General features: G+C 74.6%; 5 protein-coding genes and 1 pseudogene. 3 read left to right on the top strand and 3 right to left on the bottom strand.

The features are described 5' to 3' along the window. Positions 1–32 precede the first annotated feature (32 nt). Positions 33–3881 carry a helix-turn-helix domain-containing protein gene (locus ACIGYR_RS15305; protein WP_399599354.1) on the bottom strand — a complete coding sequence of 1283 codons (3849 nt, stop codon included), beginning with the start codon at positions 3879–3881 and terminating at the stop codon, positions 33–35. A gap of 175 nt (positions 3882–4056) precedes the next feature. Continuing rightward, positions 4057–4425, bottom strand: coding sequence for a hypothetical protein (locus tag ACIGYR_RS15300; protein ID WP_391842763.1), 369 nt, complete (start codon positions 4423–4425; stop codon positions 4057–4059). 373 nt (positions 4426–4798) lie between these two features. On the opposite strand from ACIGYR_RS15300, the gene ACIGYR_RS15295 reads away from it, so the two are divergent. The 3 genes from ACIGYR_RS15295 to ACIGYR_RS15285 all read left to right on the top strand — a co-directional run bounded on the left by ACIGYR_RS15295 (position 4799) and on the right by ACIGYR_RS15285 (position 11048). Continuing rightward, on the top strand, positions 4799–6658 hold the full coding sequence (locus tag ACIGYR_RS15295) for an MOSC domain-containing protein (protein WP_399599351.1): 1860 nt from the start codon (positions 4799–4801) through the stop codon (positions 6656–6658). A 142-nt stretch (positions 6659–6800) separates the two neighbouring features. Beyond that, positions 6801–7595 carry an SDR family NAD(P)-dependent oxidoreductase gene (locus tag ACIGYR_RS15290; protein WP_399599349.1) on the top strand — a complete coding sequence of 265 codons (795 nt, stop codon included), beginning with the start codon at positions 6801–6803 and terminating at the stop codon, positions 7593–7595. 666 nt (positions 7596–8261) lie between these two features. Beyond that, positions 8262–11048: an AAA family ATPase gene (locus ACIGYR_RS15285; protein WP_399599346.1), complete on the top strand. Its 2787-nt coding sequence runs from the start codon at positions 8262–8264 to the stop codon at positions 11046–11048. A gap of 395 nt (positions 11049–11443) precedes the next feature. On the opposite strand, the pseudogene ACIGYR_RS15280 reads toward ACIGYR_RS15285, so the two are convergent. Continuing rightward, positions 11444–22126: pseudogene (locus ACIGYR_RS15280) on the bottom strand (SDR family NAD(P)-dependent oxidoreductase); the annotation flags it as partial. Between the last annotated feature and the right edge of the window lie 36 nt (positions 22127–22162).

Raw genomic sequence — 22162 nt, 5'->3', positions numbered from 1 at the left:
CTCGGGAAACCCCGGTCGATCAGGGCGGTTGCTCAGCGCGCCGGACACGCTGACGCGCCGGGGGCCCGCTCACCGGGGAACAGGGACCGGCGCGTCGCCGGGTCCATCTCCCGGTCCAGGCGGCAGATCTCCGCCAGCCGTGCTCGGGTGTCCAGGCTCCACAGCCGTACCGTGCCGTCGTTGCTGCTGCTCGCCACCGTCCGACCGTCGGGTGCGAAGGCCACGCCCCACACCGCGTTGGTGTGTCCGGTGAGCGTGGCCCACGGCCGCCGTCCGGGCACGTCCCAGAGGCGAACCGTGCGGTCGTTGCCGCTGCTGGCCAGCAGCCGTCCGTCCGGTGCGAACGCCAGGCCGCGCACCGAGCCGGCGTGGCCCGTCAGGGAGACGAGGAGCCGGTGCCGTGCCACGTCCCACAGGCGTACGGTGCCGTCGTTGCCGCAACTGGCCAGTGTGCGGCCGTCGGGGCTGAAGGCGACGCCCCGGACCGCGCCGGTGTGGCCGGTCAGGGTGGCCGACCGGCGGCGCGTGCGCACATCCCACAGACGCACCGTCAGGTCGTCCGCGGCACTGGCCAGTGTCCGGCCGTCGGGGCTGAAGGCGACGTCGTTGACGAAGTCGGTGTGGCCGGTGAGGACGGCGAGCGGGCGACGGCCGGGGACGTCCCACAGCCGCAGGGTGCGGTCGGCGCCCGCGGAGGCGAGCGTACGGCCGTCCGGTGCGAACGCCAGCGCGAACACGGCTTGGCGGTGGCCGTGCAGCACGGTGTGCGGGCGGCGGGCGGCCACGTCCCACAGCACGATCGTGCCGTCGGAGCCGGCGGCGGCGAGGGTGGCGCCGTCCGGCGCGAACGCCACGGTGGTGACGCTCCCGCGCGTGCCCGTCAGGGTGGTGGGCGTGCCACGGCGCCGGCCGGGGTCCCACAGCCGCACGGAGTGGTCGGCGTCGGCCGTGGCCAGCAGCCGCCCGTCGGGGCGGTAGGCGACGCCCGAGACCTCCGTGACGGGGCGGGCGGCCAGTATCCGGCCGCGCAGGTCCCACAGCACCACGGACTGGTCGAAGCCGCCGGTGGCGAGCAGGGTGCCGGTGGCGTCGACCGCCACGGACATCACGTAGTCGGTGTGGCCGGTGAGGGTGGTGACGAGCCGTCCGCTGCGGACATCCCAGAGCCTGGTCGTGCTGTCGCCGCTCGCGCTGATCACGGTGGCGCCGTCGGGGGTGTAGGCCACGGCGTTGACGTCGTCGTTGTGCCCGGTGAGCGTCGCCGTGGCCCGGCGGCGGGCGACGTCCCAGAGCCGTACGGTCCGGTCCACTCCTCCGCTGGCCAGACCGCGGCCGTCGGGGGTGAACGCCAGGCCGAGCACCTCGTCGGTGTGACCGCGCAGGACGGCCAGCCCTTCGGCCCGGCGGGGGTCCCACAGCCGTACGGTCCGGTCCGCGCCGGCCGAGGCGAGCGTCCCGCCGTCCGGGGCGAACGCGAGCGCGTCGACCTGGCCGGAGTGTCCGGTGAGCCGGGCCGCCCGCCGGGGCGTTCCGGCCGTGTCCCAGAGCTGGACGGCTCCGTCGGCGGCGGCGACGGCGAGTGTGTGGCCGCGGGGGGCGAAGGCGACCGCGCGGGCCGCGCGGGTCTCCGCCGGCAGGAGGGTGACGGGTGCGGAGCGGCCCGGGGACCACAGCCGTACCGGCCCGGTGGTCGCCGTGACGGCGAGGGTACGGCCGTCCGGGCTGAAGGCGATGGAGCGGATCCGGCCCGGGACGCCGAGTCGCGCGGTCGTGCGGTGGTCGCTCAGGCGCCGCAGGCGGACCGTGCCGTCCGAGCTGCCGGTCGCCAGCAGGTGGCCACCCGGCGAGAACGCGACCGTGTTGACCGGGCCGCGGTGCCCGCCGAGCCGGGCCGAGAAGGGCTCGGCCTGGGTGCTCAGCAGAGCCCCTCGGGCCGTGGGTGCCGGTTCCGTGCGGTATGCCTCCGCGGCCAGCAGCATGGAAGCTTCGGGGCGCCCTCCTGCCAGCAGGGTGGACCGGACGGCGAGGGCCTGGGAACGGGCGAGGCGTTCCTGGACGAGTGCGTCGGCCCGTTGCCGGTAGGCGAGTCCACCGGCGGCCAGGGCGCAGCCGAGCAGCGTGACGAGGGTGGCCACCATCGCCTGCCGCAGCCGTACCTGACGCCGCGCCTGGCGCTGCCGGGTCTCCTCCTCCGTCCGGCTGGCGCGCAGGAACGCCGTTTCGACGGGCCCCAGCGGGCCGAGCCCGTCCCGTTCCCCGGCCCAGGACCGGACGGTGTCCAGGCGCGTGCCGCGGTAGAGCGCCGACGGGTCGCGGCCCTCGCGCTCCCACTGGGCGGCCGCGTGGGCGAGTTGCTGCCGGATGAGCAGGCCGGCCCGGTCGGCGGCGATCCAGGTCCGCAGCCGGGGCCAGCTGCGCAGCAGCGCTTCGTGGGTGATCTCGACACTGTCGCTGTCCACGGTGACGAGCCGGGCGCGGACGAACACGTCGAGCGCGGATTCGGCGCCCTCCGCTTCGGCCAGCTGTGTCATGAGTGCGGTACGGCCGACCCGGCGCCGGGTGGTGCCGGTGCCGTCGGAGACCTGCACGAGCCGGGACAGGATGCGCCGGATGGTCTGCTGCTCGGCGGGATACAGCTGGGCGAAAGCGTCCTCGGCCGTGCGTGCCACGGCTCCCTGGATGCCGCCGGTGCTCTCGTACCCGGCGACGGTCAGCGTGTCCGCCTCGCGGTGGCGCCAGGTGGCCAGCAGCGCGTGGGAGATCAGGGGGAGCGCGCCGGAGGGGACGCGCTGGGCGCCGGGTTCGCCGGTCAGTCCGGCGTCCCGCAGCAGCACGGGGATCAGGCCCGGTTCGAGGGCGGCACCGGCGAGTTCGGCGGGGCGCGTGATGGACTCGCACAGCTCGGCCGTGGTCATGGGCGGCAGTACGTGGAGACCGTCGGTGAAGACGGGGGCGAGTTCCGGGAGGTCGAGACATCGGCCGGAGAAGTCGGCGCGTACGCCGAGAACGACGACCGCGGGATCGTGTGCGGGTGACGGCGGTGGTGCGGCCAGGGTGCACAGCAGGCGGGCGTAGGCGTGCCGTTCGGTCTCGTCGGAACAGAGGGTGAACAGTTCCTCGAACTGGTCGACGAGCAGGACGAGCCGGGGCGGTGGCGGGGGCCTGCGGCCGGCCGGGGTCGTGTCCGCGCGGGTCCGGACGGCGGCCAGGAGGGCCTCGGGCCGTTCGCCGAGGCGGGCGGCGGTGAGGTCCAGGTCGCCGCCGAGGGCCTTGGCGGTGCGTTCGAGCAGCTCGTCCAGGGGGTGGGCGGTGGGGGTGAGGGTGACCACCGGCCAGCGGTCGGCGCCGGCCATCGGGAAGCCGCCGGGCCGCCGGAGCGCGGGTACCAGACCGGCGTTGAGGAGGGACGACTTACCCGCGCCCGAGGGGGCGACGAGCAGCAGCGGCCCCTGGCCGACTCTGCCGAAGACCCGCTCCACGAGCGCCTTCGTGGCCCGCTCCCGGCCGAAGAACCGGGCGGCGTCCTGGGTGGTGTACGCCGACAGGCCCGGGTAGGGGCAGTCGGGGCCGGTGACATCGTTGCCGTCGGCGGGCCGGGCCGGGCGCGGTGCCGCGACCAGACGCAGCAACTCGCCCTCGGCGCGCAGGATCTGGTCGCAGCGGCGGGCCACGTCGACGGTGGCACGCTTCGCACCGGTCTCGATCTTGCTGAGATAGCCCTTGCTGTAGTGGGTCTGTCTGGCCAGGTCGGCGAGCGACAGACCGCGTTGCTGCCTCAGTCGTCGTAGTTGTGTGGGGAAGGCCGGTGTGGTCGGCACCGTCCGGTCCCCGTCGTTCTCGTTCCGGTTGCCGGTGTCGGCACCCTGTTGCGGCTCCCCCAAGGCGTCCCCCATGGCAAGTGTGCCCAGGCCGTGAGACGGCGGGAGCCCAGGTTACTGCGGGGGTACGACCGGTGGTCCAGCCATCCGTGCACAGTGGCCGAAAACGAGCTTCCGGAACCGCGGTTGCGGTTCCGGAAGCTCTCCCCCGTGTGACCCTCGGTCAGCCGTGGTGGGGTCAGGGCCGGTTGAGGGTGATGGAATTGATCGGCGTGAGGTCGGCGTACACGCCCCTGCTCTCGGCGATGGGGGCGCCGCAGCCGACGCCGTTGTAGCCGGTGCACAGGCTCGCGGTCGCGCCGCCGTACTGGTTGTTGAGGACCCAGTGGCGGCCGACCTGGTTGCTGAGGTTGTGCGGGCCGTAGCTGTAGAGGACCAGGCTCGGCGACTGGGCCGGGTCCTGGTTCTGCGGGTAGACGCAGACCGCTCCGTCCGGGCAGCCGGCCCACGGGTCGCCCGCCGGCTCGGCGTGGGCCGCGCCGCTCATCGCCGTCACCGCAGCCGCCGCGGTCGCGAACGCGGCAGCGGCGCGCATCATCTTGCGCATGGTTTCCCCCTCGCAGTTCTCCTGCGTCGTCGCAGGTCGTGCTTGGCGTTGACGGCATCAGCGTTCCCGTCGCGACCGGCCGGCGTCGACGGGTTTCCCGTCGCCCATGGCCTCGGCCGCCGGGAAACCGGACCTGACCAGCGGGGCGGGAGGTCGTGGGCAACGGGGTGAGCGGCTCTTCCCGCATGTCCGCCCGCGGTCGGCCTGACCCGTCGGGACTGGTTCAGCGGTCACGTCGGGTCTGCCGCCCTCTGCCGGTGCGCTCACCGCAGGCGGAATCGCGGCGGCACCGGCGCGGAACTAGGATCGGCCCCGAGCGCACTAGCACAGCGTCACGCGGGGCCGCCCCGGCCGGCCACCCACAGGAGGCGCAATGGCGACGCTGCTGTCCGTCAACGTGGGGATGCCCAGGGACGTGCCCTGGCACGGGAGGACCGTCCGCACCGGAGCCTGGAAGACCCCCGTGCACGGCCGCCGGATGGTGCGACGGCTGAACGTCGACGGAGACGGCCAGGGAGACCTGGCCGGGCACGGCGGCGAGATCCGTGCCGTGCTCGTCTACCAGCTCCGGTCCTACCAGTACTGGCAGAAGCACCTCGGCCGCGACGACCTGGCCTTCGGGATGTTCGGGGAGAACTTCACCGTCGACGGACTGCCGGACGACGACGTGTGCATCGGCGACCGGTACCGCATCGGCGAGGCGGAGTTCGAGGTCACCCAGCCGCGCGTCACCTGCTACCGCGTCGGCATGCGCCTGGGCGAACCGGCCATGGCCTCCCTGCTGGTCGCCCACCATCGCCCCGGCTTCTACCTGCGGGTGATCACCGAGGGACACGTCCAAGCCGGTGACGAGATCACCCTGACCCGCGAGGGTCCCGGACGACTCAGCGTCGCCGACACCGACGCGCTGCTCTACCTCCCCGAACGCGACCCCGCGATGCTGCGCAGAGCACTGGACATCCCCGCCCTCAGCCCCGGATGGCAGCAGTCCTTCCGCGAACTGGTCGCCGCCCGGCGGCCCGGGGCCGAGCCCGGACGGACCGGCGAGCGCGGCGGCTCCCGGCGGCCCGGGGCCGAGCCCGGACGCACCGGCGAGCGCGGCGGCTCCCGGCGGCCCGGGGCCGAGCCCGGACGGACCGGCGAGCGCGGCGGCTCCCAGCGGCCCGGGGCCGAGCCCGGATGGACCGGCTTCAAGGCCATGCGCGTCGCCCGCGTCGTCCCCGAGACACCCACCATCTCGTCGATCTACCTCAGCACCACCGACGACATCCCCCTGCCCGCGGCCCGTCCCGGCCAGTACCTCTCCGTCCGCCTCGCCGTCGGTGGCGCCGCCCCCGCGGTACGCAGCTACTCGCTGTCCGCCACCCCCACGGCGGACACCTACCGCATCAGCGTCAAGCACGAGGCGCACGGGAAGGTCAGCGCCTACATCCACGCCACGCTCCACCCCGGCGACCTCGTGGACATCGCCGCCCCCCGCGGAACGTTCGTCCTGGAAGAGGGCACCCGTCCGGTCGTCCTCATCTCCGCGGGCATCGGCGCCACCCCCGTGCTCGCCATGCTCCACCAGCTCGCCGCCGTGCACGACCCGCGCCCCGTCTGGTGGATCCACGTCGCCCACGACCGCGCCCATCATGCCTTCGCGGACGAGACGCGCGCGCTTTTGGCCCGACTCCCCCACGCGCACGAGCACGTGTACTACACCGCCGAAGCCGTCCCGCCGGCCGACGAGCGCCACATCACCCAGGGACGACCGACCGCCTCGTCGCTCGCGGCCATGGGCATCCCCGCCGACGCCGACGCCTACCTCTGCGGGCCGTCTTCCTTCATGGACGACCTCGCCGCCCGCCTGCGCGAGAACGGTCTGCGCCCCGAGGGGATCCACACGGAGCAGTTCGGCGCGCTCCCCGCCATCAACCCCGGTGTCGCCCCCACTGCCGCCGTCAGGCCGCACCGGCCACCTGGCCCGCCGGGCGGCGGCCCCCTCGTCAGCTTCGCCCGCAGCGGCATCACCACCCCCTGGTCACCCGCGCACACGTCACTCCTCGACCTCGCCGAAGCCTGCGACATCCCCACCCGCTGGTCCTGCCGCACCGGCGTCTGCCACACCTGCGTCACCCCTCTCCTGGCGGGCGACGTCACGTACACCACCCCGCCCCTCGAACTCCCCGAGCCCGGCACCGTCCTCGTGTGCTGCTGCGAACCGGCCACCGAGACCGTCCTCGACCTCTGATCCGCCGGAGGAACCCGGGCCGCCCCGAGGGGTGCGGCCGAACGGCCGATCACGCTCGCGCCGCTCGCCTTCGGCACCGGCCAGGCCGTCACACTTGGCCGACCCGGCATTTCAGGCGCGCACGAAGGGAACCCGCCCGCCCATGCAGATCGATCTGACAGGACGCACCGCTCTGGTCACCGGCTCGACCCAGGGCATCGGCGCGGCCATCGCCGTCGCCCTCGCCCGGGCCGGGGCCCGCGTGGGCGTCAACGGCCGCGACGAGCGGCGGGTGGCCGCGAGCGTCGAGTCGCTGACGAGGGAGGCGCCCGGCGCGGAGCTGGTGCCGGTGGTGGCCGATCTGTCCGGTGACGAGGGCGCGGCCCGGGTGGCGGAGGTGCTGCCGCAGGTGGACATCCTCGTCAACAATCTCGGAGTGTTCGGCGCGGGCGACCCGCTGGAGATCACCGACGAGGAGTGGCGGCGCTACTTCGAGGTGAACGTCCTCGCCGCGGTTCGGCTCACCCGGCTGTATCTGCCGGGCATGACCGAGCGCGGCTGGGGGCGGATCCAGTACATCGCCAGCGACTCGGCGGTGGCCATCCCCGCCGAGATGATCCATTACGGGATGTCGAAGACCGCGCTGCTGGCGGTGAGCCGCGGCTTCGCCAAAAAGGCGGCGGGCACGGGTGTGACGGTGAACTCGGTCATCGCGGGCCCCACGCACACCGGCGGCGTCGAGGACTTCGTATACGGCCTCGTGGACCGGGATCTGCCCTGGGACGAGGCGCAGCGCGCCTTCATGCGCGAGCACCGCCCGCAGTCGCTGCTCCAGCGGCTGATCGAGCCGGAGGAGATCGCCCACATGGTGGTCTACCTCAGCTCCCCGCAGGCGTCGGCCACGACCGGCGGGGCCCTGCGGGTCGACGGCGGATACGTCGATTCGATCCTTCCTTGACGGGCCACGGACAATAGCCCTTGCCCGAACGGGCAGCGGAAGCGCTTTCCCGTGACCGATGCCCCGACCGGCCACGCCCGGTTTCTTTCTTTAACCATCCGGTAAATCAACGGACTGTAAAAGAACGTCTTGACGGACGGCTCCGACAGTAGGCAAGAGACCTCACCAGAACGGCAGTTGACAACGTTGGCCTGGACAGATAGCGTCTCCAAGTGCTATGAGCACCTAAACTTTGTTTTTGCGGCTCGACCAGAAAACCCGGCACTCGATCAGTAAAACCGCGGACGCCCCGAATAATCTCGGCCAGTAATTGGCTGAAACCGTTCGGTCCCAGGATTTCGGGCCGCTCGCGGTCGTACCGGCGGTAAGTATCGGCACGTCAATGCGGCGCAGCATTGGGGTGCGCCCGCGGTACGTGGCAAAAACGGGAGACCAGAGGATGCGACGCCTCTCGCGGGCTGCGGGGAGGGATCACGCCGACGGGCACGCGCACGCTGCGCCGCCGGTCAGGAGCCGTCCGCCAGCGCCCCGACCGTTTCGGCGCGCCGCCTTTGCGAGGATGCCGTCACTCTCACAGACTTTTCCCGCACCGTCGCGCGAGGCCGGCTCGGCACACGCAAAGCAGGCATGATCCGGCTCGGATAAAGAATCCAGGGGGGACTTACGATGCACCTTTTCGGCCGTTCACGAGAACTTCATGCACTGGCTGAGTCGTTCGCCGACAGCGCGCGGGGAAACGGCCGGCTCGTGATCATCACGGGCGCACCCGGATCCGGAAAGACCCAGCTGGTACATGAATTCCTCGCCACACTGAACACCACCGACGCGCACATACTGACCGGTACGGCCTCTGCGGCGGAACGAGATCAGCCGCTGAGCCTGGTGGGGCAATTACTGGGCAACGCCGAGACGGAGTGCGCGATATCACACCTCACGCCTCCGGCAGTGAACTCCTCGGCGGAAAAACGCCGCCCCCGGGACCCCGCGCCCGATGCCCCGTCCGACTCTCCCGGCGAGGGTGCGGCCGAGGCGCTCCTGCACCTCGCCCACGATCAGCGTCCCCTGGTCATCGCCGTGGACGACGCCCACGCCATGGACCCGGCCTCCCTCCGGACGATCGTCCACCTGATGCGCCGCAGCCGCTCCCGACGGGTACTCGTGGTGTGCGCGACGTCGGGGCATTTCGGCGAGATACGTTCGGCCGCGCACACCGAGCTCCTGCGCCAGCCGCACCGCCGGGTACGCCTGGCTCCGCTGTCGGAGGCGAGCGTCGGCGAACTGCTCGCCGCACAGGCCGGACGAGCCCTGCCGGACAGCGTCCGCAGCGCCTACCACCGGGCCACCGCGGGCAGCCCCCTCCTCGTGCACGCCCTGCTGGACGACAGCACGGGCTTCGGCCCCGAGATCGGCCGGCCCGTCGCGGGCACCGCCTACCGTCAGGCCGTGCTGTCGTTGCTGCACCGTGACGAGGCGGGCCATGCCCGGGTGGCCCGGGCCCTGGCCGCGCTCGGCAGCCTGGCCGAGACCGTTCCCGTCGGGGAGCTGGCCGGCACCACACCCGTCGGAACCCAGGAAGCCATCGACATCCTCAACTCCGCCGGACTGCTCGACGGTCACGCCTTCCGGCACCCGACCGCCGCCGCGGCCGTCCTGGAGGACATGGACGCCGCCGCGCGAACCCGGCTGCACGGCCGGATCGCCGACATGCTGTATCGTTCCGGCGCGCCCGCCGACGAGGTGGCACACCATCTCGCCGCCGCGGATCTCGTCCCGGCTCGATGGGGGGCGGGGATCCTGCGCGCCGCCGCGGAACAGGCGCTGGCCGCGGACGAGGTGGAGCGCTGCGCCGACTATCTCGGCCTGGTCCTGCGCGACTGCGCCGACGAGCGCGAACGCCACGCCCTGTCGGCGGCCCTGGCCCGCGCCCAGTGGCGCACCAACCCGGCGGCGGCCGGGCCGCATCTGGAACCCCTGCGCGAGGCAGCGCTGGACGGCGGCCTGAGCATGCGCGACACCGCCACCGTCCTGCGGTACATGCTGTGGCAGGGCGACACCGAGCTGGCCGCCCAGGGCGTGGCCACGCTCGTCCACGCGCAGTCGCCCGGGGACGCGCAGATCATCGCCGAGGTGGAATTCGTACGGCAGTGGTTCTACGGCGTCGCGCTCCCCGGCAAGGGTGCCCCGGTCGCCGGTCCGGACCCCCGGCACCGCCAGGTGCGCGCCGACGCCGGCGGACTGGCCGCGCGGGTCGCGGCGCTCATCGGCGGTGAGGCCACCGACGACTCCGCGGCGGCCGTCGCGCAAGCCCTCCAGGGACACCAACTGGACCACCTGAACCTGGAGTTGGTCGCGATGTCCCTGCTGGCGATCGCCCACGCGGACCGACCCGCCGTCGCCGCCGACGCCTGTGCCGCGCTGCTGGAGTGCGCCGTGGAACGGCGGGCGACGACCTGGCAGGCGCTGCTCGGCGCCATCCGGGCGGAGATCGCCCTGCTCCAGGGCGACGTGACCGCCGCCTCGCAGGGCGCCCTGGCCGCGCTCGGCACCCTGCGCACCCAGAGCTGGGGCATCCTCATCGGGCTCCCGCTGTCGACGGCGATCTCCGCGCTCACCGCCATGGCCTCCTACGCCGAGGCCGAGGAACTGCTCAAACACGATGTGCCCGAGCCGATGTTCCGTACCGTCTTCGGCATCCAGTACCTGCGGGCCCGCGGTCACCACTATCTCGCCACCGACCGGCCCTTCGCCGCGCTGGGCGACTTCGAGACCTGCGGGCGGCTGCTCCGGGAAGGCAACCCCAGCCTGCAGAAGGGCATCCCCTGGCGGTCCGACCTGGCCCTGGTCAACCTGCGGATCGGCAAGGCCCGCACGGCCCGGGAGTGGGCCGAGGAACAGCTGCGGCTGCCCGGCGGCCACAGTTCCCGCGCCCGGGCCATGGCGCTGCGCCTGCTGGCCGCGACCTGCAAGCCGCACCGCCGCGCCTCGCTGCTGCGCGAGTCGATCGACCTGCTCAAGACGTGCGGGGACCGGTACGCGCTGGCCCAGACGTACGCCGACCTGTCGGCGGCGCACTACGAACTCGGCGAGTACGACCGCGCCCGGCTGGTGGCGCGGCAGGCGGCGCGGGAGGCCGAAGCCTGCCACATCGAATCGCCGGTCGACGCACACCTGCTGGAGGATCCGGCCCGCCCCGAGACCGCCGAGTCCGAGGACGGCCCCGCCCTCCTGAGCGACGCGGAGTGCCGGGTCGCCGGCCTCGCCGCGCTCGGGTACACCAACCGTGAGATCAGTTCCCGCCTGCACGTCACGATCAGCACGGTGGAGCAGCACCTCACCCGGGTCTACCGCAAGCTGAACGTGGCCAGCCGTTCGGAGCTGCCGTCGAAGATGCTGGAGCACCGCATCCCCAAGCTGTCGGACCGCTGGGCCAGCACCCACTCGTCCGCCGGCTGAGCGGCCCGAGCCCCACGTCGTCCACGCCATCCACCGCGGCCCCGCCGAGGACACCGCCGGCGGGGCCGCGGCGTGTCGGCCGCGGGCACCCGGGGCGGCCATGGACGGGGCGCAGGGCTGTGCCGCCCGCGAGGCACCGGGGCGGGCGTCGACAGGGCAAGGCCACGTCGGTCGCGAACACCAGGGCGGCCACACGCAGGGCCGGGCCGGGCCGCCCACGAGACACCGCGACGGCCGTCGACAGGGCGGGGCCGCGCCCGCCGCAAGGTACCGGGGCGGCCATGGACGGGGCAGGGCCGGGCCGCCACGAGGTATCGGGGCCGCCGTCGACAGGGCGGGGCCCGGGGCGCCTGGTGGGTGCCCCGGGGCCGCGCGCCGGTCCACGGGCGTGGACCTCAGCCGAAGCTGCCGAGTTCGTCGTCCAGGATGCCGAACAGCTCGTCGGCCGTGGCCGTCTCCAGCCCCGTCCCGCCGGTGTGTCCGGTCCCCGTCTCCGGCGACCTCGCGGTGCCGTCCCACCGCGCGCTGAGGGTGCGCAGCCGGGCAGCGACCCGGGCCCGCTGCTCCTCGTCCAGCGCGGCCTCGTCGAACGCGGCACCCAGCACCGCCTCCAGGCGCACCACCTCGGCCTCGATGTCGACGAGGTCTCCGGGGCTGTCGCCGCCCAGCTCCGTGAAGAGGTACCGGGCGAGGGCGTCGGAGGTCGGGTAGTCGAAGGTGAGCGTGGTGGAGAGCCTGAGGCCGGTGTCGGCGCTGAGCCGGTTGCGCAGCTCCAGGGCGGCCAGCGAGTCCACACCCAGGTCGCCCAGGGAGCGCAGGGGGTCGACGGCGCTGCCGGAACCGTGTCCGAGGACGTCGGCGACATGTCCGCACACCGTGTCCACCAGCAGGCGCAGGCCGTCGGCCGGGCCCAGCCGGGCCAGCCGCCGCGGCAGCGGCTCGACGGACACCGGAACCTCGGCGACCACGCGGGCGGTACGCCGTACGGCCGATGGAGCGAGACCCCGCACCAGGGCGGGCGCGTCCGCGGTGACCTGGACCCGGACCGGCAGCAGCAGGGCCCGGTCGGCGGCGAGGGCGGCGCCGGTGGTCAGCGCCCGGTCGAACAGGGCCAGCGCCCGGTCGGCCGGCAGCGGCAGGATCCCGTCCCGGGCCAGGCGCCGCAGCTCGGTCTCGCCGAGTCCCGCCGCCATGCCCTCCCCCGTGTCCCACAGCCCCCAGCCGAGCGAGAGCGCCGGGAGTCCCTCGGCGCGGCGCCGTGCGGCCAGGGCGTCCAGGAAGGCGTTCCCCGCGGCGTAGTTGGCCTGGCCGGCCGCACCCAGGGTGCCGGCGGCGGAGGAGAACAGGACGAACGCGGCGAGGCCGAGGTCGCGTGTCAGCTCGTGCAGATGCCAGGCGGCGTCGGCCTTGGGACGCAGCACCGCCTCCAGCCGCTCGGGCGTGAGGTCGGTGACGAGCCCGTCGTCCAGGACGCCGGCGGCGTGCACCACGGCGGTCAGCGGACGCTCGGCCGGCACGGACGCCAGCAGGGAGACCAGTTGGGCGCGGTCGGTGACATCGCACGCGGCGACGGTCACCGTCGCGCCCAGTGCGGCCAGGCCGTCCACGACGCCGGGCTCGGGGATGCGCCCGCCGCGGCCGGCCAGCAGCAGATGGCGTACGCCGTGGCGGGTGACCAGATGCCGGGCCAGCAGCCGGCCGAGGCTGCCGGTGCCACCGGTGACGAGGACGGTCCCCTCGGGGTCGAGGACGGGCGCCGGGCCCGGCTCGTCGTCGGTGATCCTGGCCAGCTCGGGCACGTACACCGTGCCCGCCCGCAGGGCGAGTTCGGGCGCGCCGGTGGCGACGGCGGCCGGGAGGGCGGTGGCCGAGGCCGGGTCGTCGTCGGTGTCCACGAGCACGAACCGGCCGGGGTGCTCGACCGCCGCCGCCCGGACCAGGCCCCAGACCACGGCCTGCACGGGGTCCGCCACCGCGTCGGCGTGGACGGCGACGGCGGACCGGGTCAGGACCACCAGCGGCGCCCCGTCCGGCGCGTCGGCGAGGTGCCGCCGCAGCGCGGTGAGGGCCTGTACGGCGGTCTCCCGGGCCAGCGCGGGCGGTTCGCCACCGGGGCCTTGCTCCGCGGCCACGGTCAGGGTGTGGGGCACGGACGAAGTACCCGTTACCGTGTGCGGCGCGGACGAGGCACCCGTCGGGGCGTGGGGCACGGACGAAGCACCCGTCGGGGTGTGAGGCACGGACGAGGTGTCCGTCAGGGTGTGGGGCACGGACGAAGTGTCCGTCGGAGTGTGGGGCACGGACGAGGTGTCGGTCGGGGTGTGGGGGGTGGGCGTGGCGTCGGCGGCGCTGGCTGTCAGCTCGGTCCATCGCACGCGGAACAGGTCGCCGGGCCCGGAGGGCGCCGCGTTCAGCTGCTCTTCGGTCACCTGGCGGATACGCAGCGACGTCACCTCGGCCACCGGTGCGCCCGTGCCGTCGTACAGGCGCAGGGTCAGGTGGTCGGTGCCGTGCGGGGTCAGCCGCAGCCGCACGGCCGTGGCGCCGGTCGCGTACAGGGTGACGCCCTCCCAGGAGAAGGGCAGGGTCATCACGGTCGGGTCCTGGCCGTCGAGCAGGTCGATGGCGTGCAGCGTGGAGTCGAGCAGCGCCGGGTGCAGTGCGAAGCCGTCGGCGGCGTCGGTGTCCGGCAGGGCGAGTTCGGCGCAGACCTCCTCGCCGAGCCGCCACGCGGCGCGCAGGCAGCGGAACGACGGGCCGTAGTCGTAGCCCTGTTCGGCCAGGTGGTCGTAGGTGCCGGTGACGTCCACCGGCACGGCCCCGGCGGGCGGCCAGTCGGTCGCGGCTGCCGGTTCGGGTCCGGTGGGCGGGGCGAGGACGCCGGTGGCGTGCCGGGTCCACTCGCCGTCCGCGCCCTCCGGGCGGGCGTGCACGGTGAGTCGCCGACGCCCGTCGGTGTCCGGGGCGGTGGCGGCCACCTGGAGGTGGACGGCACCCTGTTCGGGCAGGACCAGAGGCCGTTCCAGGGTGAGTTCCTCCACCCGCGGGCAGTGCGTGCGATCGCCCGCCTGGACGGCCAGTTCGACGAAGGCGCTGCCCGGGACAAGGACGACGCCCGCCACGGCGTGGTCGGCGAGCCACGGGTGGGTGGCCGGCGACAGGCGGCCGGTCAGGGCCATCGTGTCGTCGGCCGCCAGGGCCAGGGCCGCACCGAGCATCGGGTGTCCGGCCGGTGTCTGGCCGAGACCGCCCGCGTCGGCGACCGCGCCGGGCTCGTCGTCCAGCCACAGCCGTCGGCGCTGGAAGGCGTAGGTCGGCAGGTCGGTGCGGCGGGCGCCGGTGCCGGCGAACACCCGCTGCCAGTCGACGGGCACTCCGCGCACCTGGGCGGTGCCGAGCAGGAGCGCGAAGGTCCGCTCCTCGTCGCGGTCGCGGCGCAGCGCGGGCACGAACGCCGACCGTTCGGCGTCGGCGAGGGCGTGCGCGCCCATGGCCGACAGGACGGCGTCGGGGCCGAGTTCGAGGAAGGTCCGCACTCCGTCGGCCTCCAGCGTGCGGACGCCGTCGCCGAAGCGGACCGCCTCGCGGACGTGCCGGACCCAGTACTCGGGGTCGCACAGCTCGTCCTCGCCTGCGCGCGCTCCGGTCACGTTGGAGACGACGGGAACGGTGGGCGGCGCGTAGCGCAGCTCGCGGGCGGTCTTCTCGAACTCCGCCAGCATCGGGTCCAGCAGCGGGGAGTGGAAGGCGTGGCTGACCCTGAGCCGCTTGGTGCGACGGCCGGAGAAGGCCGCGGCCACGGCGTCCACAGCGGCCTCGGTGCCGGAGACGACGACGGCTCGGGGCCCGTTGACGGCGGCGACGGACACCTCGGGGCCGAGGTGGGGCAGCACCTCGGCCTCGGTGGCGTCGAGGGCGAGCATCGCGCCCCCGGCGGGCAGCGCCTGCATCAGCCGGCCGCGGGCGGTGACCAGCCGGGCGGCGTCCGCCAGGTCGAAGACGCCGGCGACGTGCGCGGCCGTCAGTTCACCGATGGAGTGGCCGGCCAGCCAGTCCGGGCGCACGCCGTAGGACTCCAGGAGCCGGTACAGGGCGCTCTCCACGGCGAACAGGGAGGTCTGCGTGTAGAGAGTGTGGTCGAGCAGGGCGGCCTCGGCCGTACCGGGCGCGGCCCACATCACGTCCCGCAGCGGGCGGTCGAGGTGGGCGTCGACCGCCTGGAGGACCTCGTCCAGCGCCCGCCGGAAGGCGGGGTGGGCGGCGTAGAGACCACGTCCCATGCCCGGGCGCTGGGCGCCTTGTCCGGTGAAGAGGAAGGCGGTCCTGCCCTCGGCGGGCCGGCCCCGGACGACGGTGTCGGCGGCGGAGCCGTCGGCCAGCGCGGCCAGGCCGGCCAGCAGCTCCTCCCGGTCGCGGGCGACGAGCGCGCCCCGGTGGGTGAGGGCGGCGCGGCCCGTGGCCAGCGAGCGGGCCAGGTCCGGCAGGGGCCGGTCGGCGACCTCACGCAGTCGTGCGGCCTGGGCGGCCAGCGCCTCGGGGGTGGCGCCGGAGAGCACGAGCGGCAGCAGCGGGCCCGGTGCCTGACCGGAGCCGGTCGCCGGCTCCTCGGCCGGTGCCTCCTCGATGATCGCGTGCACGTTGGTGCCGCTGATGCCGAAGGACGACACACCGGCCCGGCGCGGACGGTCCGTCGCCGGCCAGGCCCGGTCCTCGGTCAGCAGGCGCACGTTCCCGGCGTCCCAGTCGACCTTCGTGGACGGCGCGTCCACGTGCAGGGTCCTGGGCAGGACGCCGTTGCGCATCGCCATCACCATCTTGATGACACCCGCCACACCCGCGGCTGCCTGGGTGTGCCCGATGTTGGACTTGACCGAGCCCAGCCACAGCGGCTCGCCGGCCGGCCGGCCTTGCCCGTAGGTGGCCAGCAGCGCCTGCGCCTCGATCGGGTCACCCAGCGTCGTACCCGTCCCGTGCGCCTCCACCACGTCCACATCGGCGGCCGACAACCGCGCCGCGGCCAGCGCCTGCCGGATCACCCGCTGCTGGGAGGGACCGTTCGGCGCCGTCAGCCCGTTGGACGCACCATCCTGGTTGACGGCGGAACCACGGACCACGGCCAGCACCGGATGCCCGTTGGCGCGCGCGTCCGACAGCCGCTCCAGGACGAGCATGCCGGCGCCCTCGGACAGGGCCGTGCCGTCCGCCGCGTCGGCGAAGGACTTGGCGTGGCCGTCGGCGGCGAGATTGCGCTGCCTGCTGAAGTCCACGAAGGTGTCGACGGTCGACATCACCGACACACCGCCGGCCAGCGCCAGCGTGCACTCGCCCTGCCGCAGCGCCTGCGCGGCCAGGTGCAGCGCCACCAGGGACGAGGAGCAGGCCGTGTCGACGGTGAGCGTCGGGCCCTCCAGGCCGAGGGCGTAGGCGACCCGGCCGGAGGCCACACTGCCGAGGCTGCCGTTGCCGAGGTAGTCGCGCACGGACTCGGGCACGCGGTTCAGCCGGCTGCCGTAGTCGTGGTACATGACGCCGGCGAAGACGCCGGTGCGGCTGCCGCGCACGGCGTGCGGGTCGATACCGGCCCGCTCCAGCGCCTCCCAGGAGGTCTCCAGCAGCAGCCGCTGCTGCGGGTCCATGGCCAGGGCCTCGCGGGGACCGATACCGAAGAAGTCCGGGTCGAAGTCGGCTGCGTCGTACAGGAATCCACCCGCCCGGGTGGTGGAACGGCCCGCCTTGCCCGGCTCCGGGCCGTACAGGCCGTCCAGGTCCCAGCCGCGGTCGGCGGGGAAGGCGCCGATGCCGTCACCGCCCTCGGCCAGCAGCCGCCACAGTTCCTCGGGCGTGCTGACATCGCCGGGGTAGCGGCAGGCCATGGCGACGACGGCGACCGGCTCGTCCGCTCCCCGCACGACCGCCTCGGCGGTGACCTCGGCCCGGGTGCCGAGGAGTTCCGCCCTCAGGTACCCGACGAGGGCGCCCGCGTCGGGATAGTCGAAGACGAGGGTGGCGGGCAGGCGCAGGCCGACCGCGTTGCCGAGGCGGTTGCGCAGTTCCACCGCCGTGAGCGAGTCGAAGCCCGACTCGCGGAACGAGCGGCGCGGATCGAGCGTCATGTCGCTGCCGTGCCCGAGCACGGCGGCGACGTGGGTGCGGACCAGTTCCAGCAGGGCCGCGTCGCGCTCGGCGGGGCCGAGGGCGGCCAGCCGGTCGGCGAGTGACGAGGAGTCCGCGCGCAAGGCCGCGGTGCGGCGGGCGCGGGCGGGCACCAGAGCGCGCAGTACGGCCGGGACGTCGTCGGCGCGGTGCAGGACGGCGAGGTCCAGGCCGACCGGGAGCAGCAGCGGCTCGTCGGCGGCCAGGGCGGCGTCGAGCAGTCGCAGGCCCTGCTCGGTGGGGAGGGGGCGGACACCGGCGCGCGCCATGCGTGCCAGGTCGGCGTCGGTGAGGTGGGCGGTCAGACCGGTGCGCTGTTCCCAGAAACCCCAGGCCAGGGAGTGGGCGGGCAGGCCGTGATGCCTGCGGTGGGCGGCCAGCGCGTCGAGGAAGGCGTTGGCGGCGGCGTAGCCGGACTGTCCGGCGCCGTCGACCGTACCGGCGGCGGAGGAGAACAGCACGAACGCGGCGAGGCCGAGGTCGCGTGTCAGCTCGTGCAGATGCCAGGCGGCGTCGGCCTTGGGGCGCAGTACGGCGTCCAGGCGCTCGGGCGTCTGGTCGGTCACCAGCCCGTCGTCGAGGACGCCGGCCAGATGGACGACCGCGGTCAGCGGGTGGCCGGGGGGCAGCTCGCCGAGGAGGCGGGCCAGTTGCTCGCGGTCGGCGGCGTCGCAGCGGGCCACGACGATCTCCGCGTCCAGGTCGGCGAAGTCGTCGCCGGCGGTGCCACTGCGGCCGGCCAGCACCAGTCGGCGCACCCCGTGCTCGGCGACCAGGTGCCGGGCGACGAGGGCGCCCAGCACACCGGTGCCGCCGGTGACGAGCACGGTGCCGTCCGGGTCGAGGGACGGCGCCTGGCCCCGTGCGGTGACGGGGGCCAGCCGGGGCACGTGCACCGTCCCGTCGCGCAGCGCGAGTTGCGGCTCCGCGCCGGCCGCGGCGGCGGCCACCGCGGCAGCGGCGTCCTCGCCGGCGCGGTCCACGAGCACGAACCGCCCGGGATGCTCGCCCTGTGCGGCCCGGACCAGGCCCCACACGGCGGCGCCGGCCAGATCGGTGACGTCCTCCTCCCCCACCGCCACGGCGCCCCGGGTGAGCACCAGCAGCCGTGCGGACGCGGCACGTTCGTCGGCCAGCCAGTCCCGTATCGCGGCCAGGACCCGCTCGGCCGCCCGGCGCGAGCCACTGAGCGGATCGGCTTCGCCACCGACCGGCAGCACCACCCAGGCGGGCACGCTGTCCAGGGCGGCCGGACCGCGCTCGTCCAGGACGGCGAACTCGGGGGCGGGCGCCTCGGGCACGGGCAGCGCCGGCCAGTCGAGGCGGTACAGGTCGTCGACGCGGGTACCGGCGTCGAGTGCGGCCGGGTCGACCGGCCGGGAGACCAGGGCCCCGACCTCGGCGACCGGGGCGCCCGTGGGGTCCGCCAGTTGGAGTGAGAGGGCCTCGCCGCCGTGCAGCCGGACCCGCAGTGCGGTGGCGCCGGCCGCGTGGAGCGAGACCCCGGTCCAGGAGAAGGGCAGCCGGGCGGTGTGCCGGGCGTCGGTGCCGAGGCCGTCGGCGTGCAGGGCGGCGTCGAACAGGGCCGGGTGCAGGGCGAAGGTGTCGGCGTCGACGGGCAGTTCGACCTCGGCGAAGGTCTCGTCGCCGCGCCGCCAGACCGCGCGCAGCCCCTGGAACGCGGGCCCGTAGCCGTAGCCGAGGCCGGCCAGGCGGGCGTAGGCGTCCTCGACCGGTACGGGCTCCGCACCGCGGGGCGGCCAGACCGTGAGGTCGAAGGCGGGGGGCGTGGTCTGCGGGGCGAGCAGGCCGGTGGCGTGCAGGGTCCAGGCGGTGTCGGCGGTGCCCTCGGGGCGGGAGTGGACGGTCAGCGCGCGGTGCCCGGAGTCGTCGGCCGCGGCCACGTGCAGTTGCAGCTGGACCGCGGCCCGGTCGGGCAGCACCAGCGGGGCCTGGAGGGTGAGTTCGGCGAGGTGCCCGCAGCCGAGGTCGTGACCGGCGCCGAGCACCAGCTCGACCAGGGCGGTGCCGGGCAACAGGGTGGTGCCGGACACGGCGTGGTCGGCGAGCCAGGGCGTGGTGGCGGTGGAGAGGCGGCCGGTGAACAGGGTGCCGCCCGCGGCGACCGGGACGGCGGCGCCCAGCAGCGGGTGGCCGGTGGCCAGGAGCCCGGCGGCGGTGACATCGCCGGTGGAGGCGGACCGGCCGAGCCAGTACCGTTCGCGCTGGAAGGCGTAGGTGGGCAGGTCGGCGGAGCGTACCGGCATGCCGCTGAACACGGCCGACCAGTCGACCGGTACGCCGGCCACGAAGGCTTCGCCCAGGGCGGCCAGGACGCGCCCGGGTCCGCCGTCGTCGCGCTGAAGGGAGCCGAGGCCGGTGATGTCGGCGCCCGTGGTGTCGGCGGTCTCCTCGATGCTGTGCAGGAGCACGGGGTGCGGGCTGCACTCGACGAACACCCCGTACCCGGCTTCCAGCAGGGTGCGCGTGGTCGGCTCGAACAGCACGCTCTGCCGCAGGTTGGTGTACCAGTAGCCGGCGTCCAGGCCGGTGGTGTCGAGCCGGGCGCCGGTGACGGTGGAGTAGAACGGCACCTCGGCGGGCCGGGCCCGGACGCCGGCCAGGTCGGCGAGCAGCCGTTCCCGGATCGACTCCACGTGGGCGCTGTGCGAGGCGTAGTCCACCGGGAGCCGCTTGGCGCGGCCACCGCCGGCCACGATGGTCTCGCGGAGCTCGTCGAGGGCGTCGGCGTCGCCGGACAGCACCACGGAAGAGGCGCCGTTGACGGCGGCCACCGCGACCCGGCCCTCGTGGCGGGCGACGAGGTCGCGCACCCGGGCCTCGGGCAGGGCCACCGACATCATGCCGCCGCGGCCGGAGAGTTCGTGGGCGATGGCCTGGCTGCGCAGAGCCACGATGCGGGCGCCGTCGGCGAGGGTGAGCGCGCCGGCCACGCAGGCGGCGGCGATCTCGCCCTGGGAGTGGCCGATGACCGCCGCGGGCCGGACCCCGTGCGCGCGCCACACCTCGGCGAGCGACACCATGATCGCCCACAGCACCGGCTGGACGACGTCCACCCGCTCCAGCGGCTGCCGCGCCCGCACGGTCTCGATGAGCTCCCAGTCGGTGACCGGCGCCAGGGCCGCGGCGCAGTCCGCCATGCGCGCGGCGAACACGGGTGAGGTGTCGAGGAGATCGGCGGCCATGCCGGTCCACTGGGAGCCCTGGCCGGGGAAGACGAAGGCGATGCGGGACTCCGCCGCCGGCCTGCCGCGCACCACGTTCGGCGCGGGCCGGCCCTCGGCGAGCGCGGTCAGGCCCGCGGTGAGCGCGGGCAGGTCGGCGCCGGTGACGACCGCCCGCTCGGCCAGTGCGGCGCGCCCGGTGGCGAGCGTGTGGGCGATGTCGGGGACGGGATCGGTGCCGGTGGTGAGGTGGTCGAGGAGGGTGCGGGCCTGGGCGGCGAGACCCTGTTCGCCGTGGCCGGACAGCACCAGCGGGAGCGGCCCGGTCCACGACGGCTCCTCGGGCCGGGCCTCGGGCTCGGGGGCGGCCTCGACGATGACGTGGGCGTTGGTGCCGCTGATACCGAAGGAGGACACGGCGGCGCGGCGGGGCTCGCCGTCGGCGGGCCAGTCACGGGCCTCGCCCAGCAGTTCCACGGCGCCCGCCTCCCAGTCGACCTGGGACGTGGGTCGTTCGGCGTGCAGGGTCTTGGGCAGCCGGCCGTGCCGCATGGCCATCACCATCTTGATGACGCCGGCGACACCGGCGGCGGCCTGGGTGTGCCCGATGTTGGACTTGACCGAGCCGAGCCACAGCGGTTCGTCGCGGTCCTGACCGTAGGTGGCCAGCAGGGCCTGCGCCTCGATCGGGTCGCCCAGCGGGGTACCGGTGCCGTGGGCCTCGACGGCGTGCACCTGGCGGGGTTGCAGCCGGGCGTTGGCGAGGGCCGCGCGGATCACCCGCTGCTGGGAGGGGCCGTTGGGGGCGGTGAGGCCGTTGGAGGCGCCGTCCTGGTTGACGGCGGTGCCGCGCACCACGGCCAGCACGCGGTGACCGTTGCGCCGGGCGTCGCTGAGCCGTTCCAGCAGGAGGAGGCCGGCCCCCTCACCCCAGCCCGTGCCGTCGGCACCCTCCGCGAAGGACTTGCAGCGGCCGTCCTCGGCGAGGCCCCGCTGGCGGGAGAAGTCGATGAAGGTGTCGGGGGTGGACATCACCGTCACGCCACCGGCGAGGGCCAGGCCGCACTCGCCGGTGCGCAGCGCCTGCACCGCGAGGTGGAGGGCGACGAGCGAGGAGGAGCAGGCGGTGTCGACGGTGACGGCGGGCCCTTCCAGGCCGAGGATGTACGACACGCGTCCGGAGGCGACGCTGCCCAGGTTGCCGTTGCCGAGGTAGCCCTCCACACCTTCCGGCACCTCGGTGAGCCAGCTGCCGTAGTCGTGGTACATGACGCCCGCGTAGATGCCGGTGCGGCTGCCCTTGAGGGTGTGCGGGTCGATGCCGGCGCGTTCGAACGCCTCCCAGGCGGTCTCCAGCAGCAGCCGCTGCTGCGGGTCCATCGCGACGGCCTCGCGCGGGCTGATGCCGAAGAAGCCGGGGTCGAACCGCGCCGCGTCGTACAGGAATCCGCCCTCGCGGACGTGGGTCCTGCCGGGGGCGTCGGGGTCGGGGTCGTAGATGCCCTCGACGTCCCAGCCGCGGTCCGCGGGGAAGTCGCCCACGGCGTCCGTGCCGCCGTCGACCAGCTGCCACAGCTGCTCGGGCGTGCTGACGCCACCGGGGTAGCGGCAGCTCATGGCGACGATCGCGACGGGCTCCTGCGCCGCCTCGGTGACCTCGGCGTGTTGCCGGCGCAGCCGCTCGTTCTCGAGCAATGACTCGCGCAGCGCCTCGACGATCTGCTCGACGGATGTGTCCACGGTCGGTGTCGCTCCCTGCTGGCTCGGCGGCGCTGG

This window comes from Streptomyces sp. NPDC053076, from assembly GCF_044546845.1.
Classification (GTDB): Bacteria; Actinomycetota; Actinomycetes; order Streptomycetales; family Streptomycetaceae; genus Streptomyces.
The sequence above is the reverse complement of the archived record's forward strand: the minus strand, read 5'-3'. Positions and strand labels throughout refer to the sequence as shown.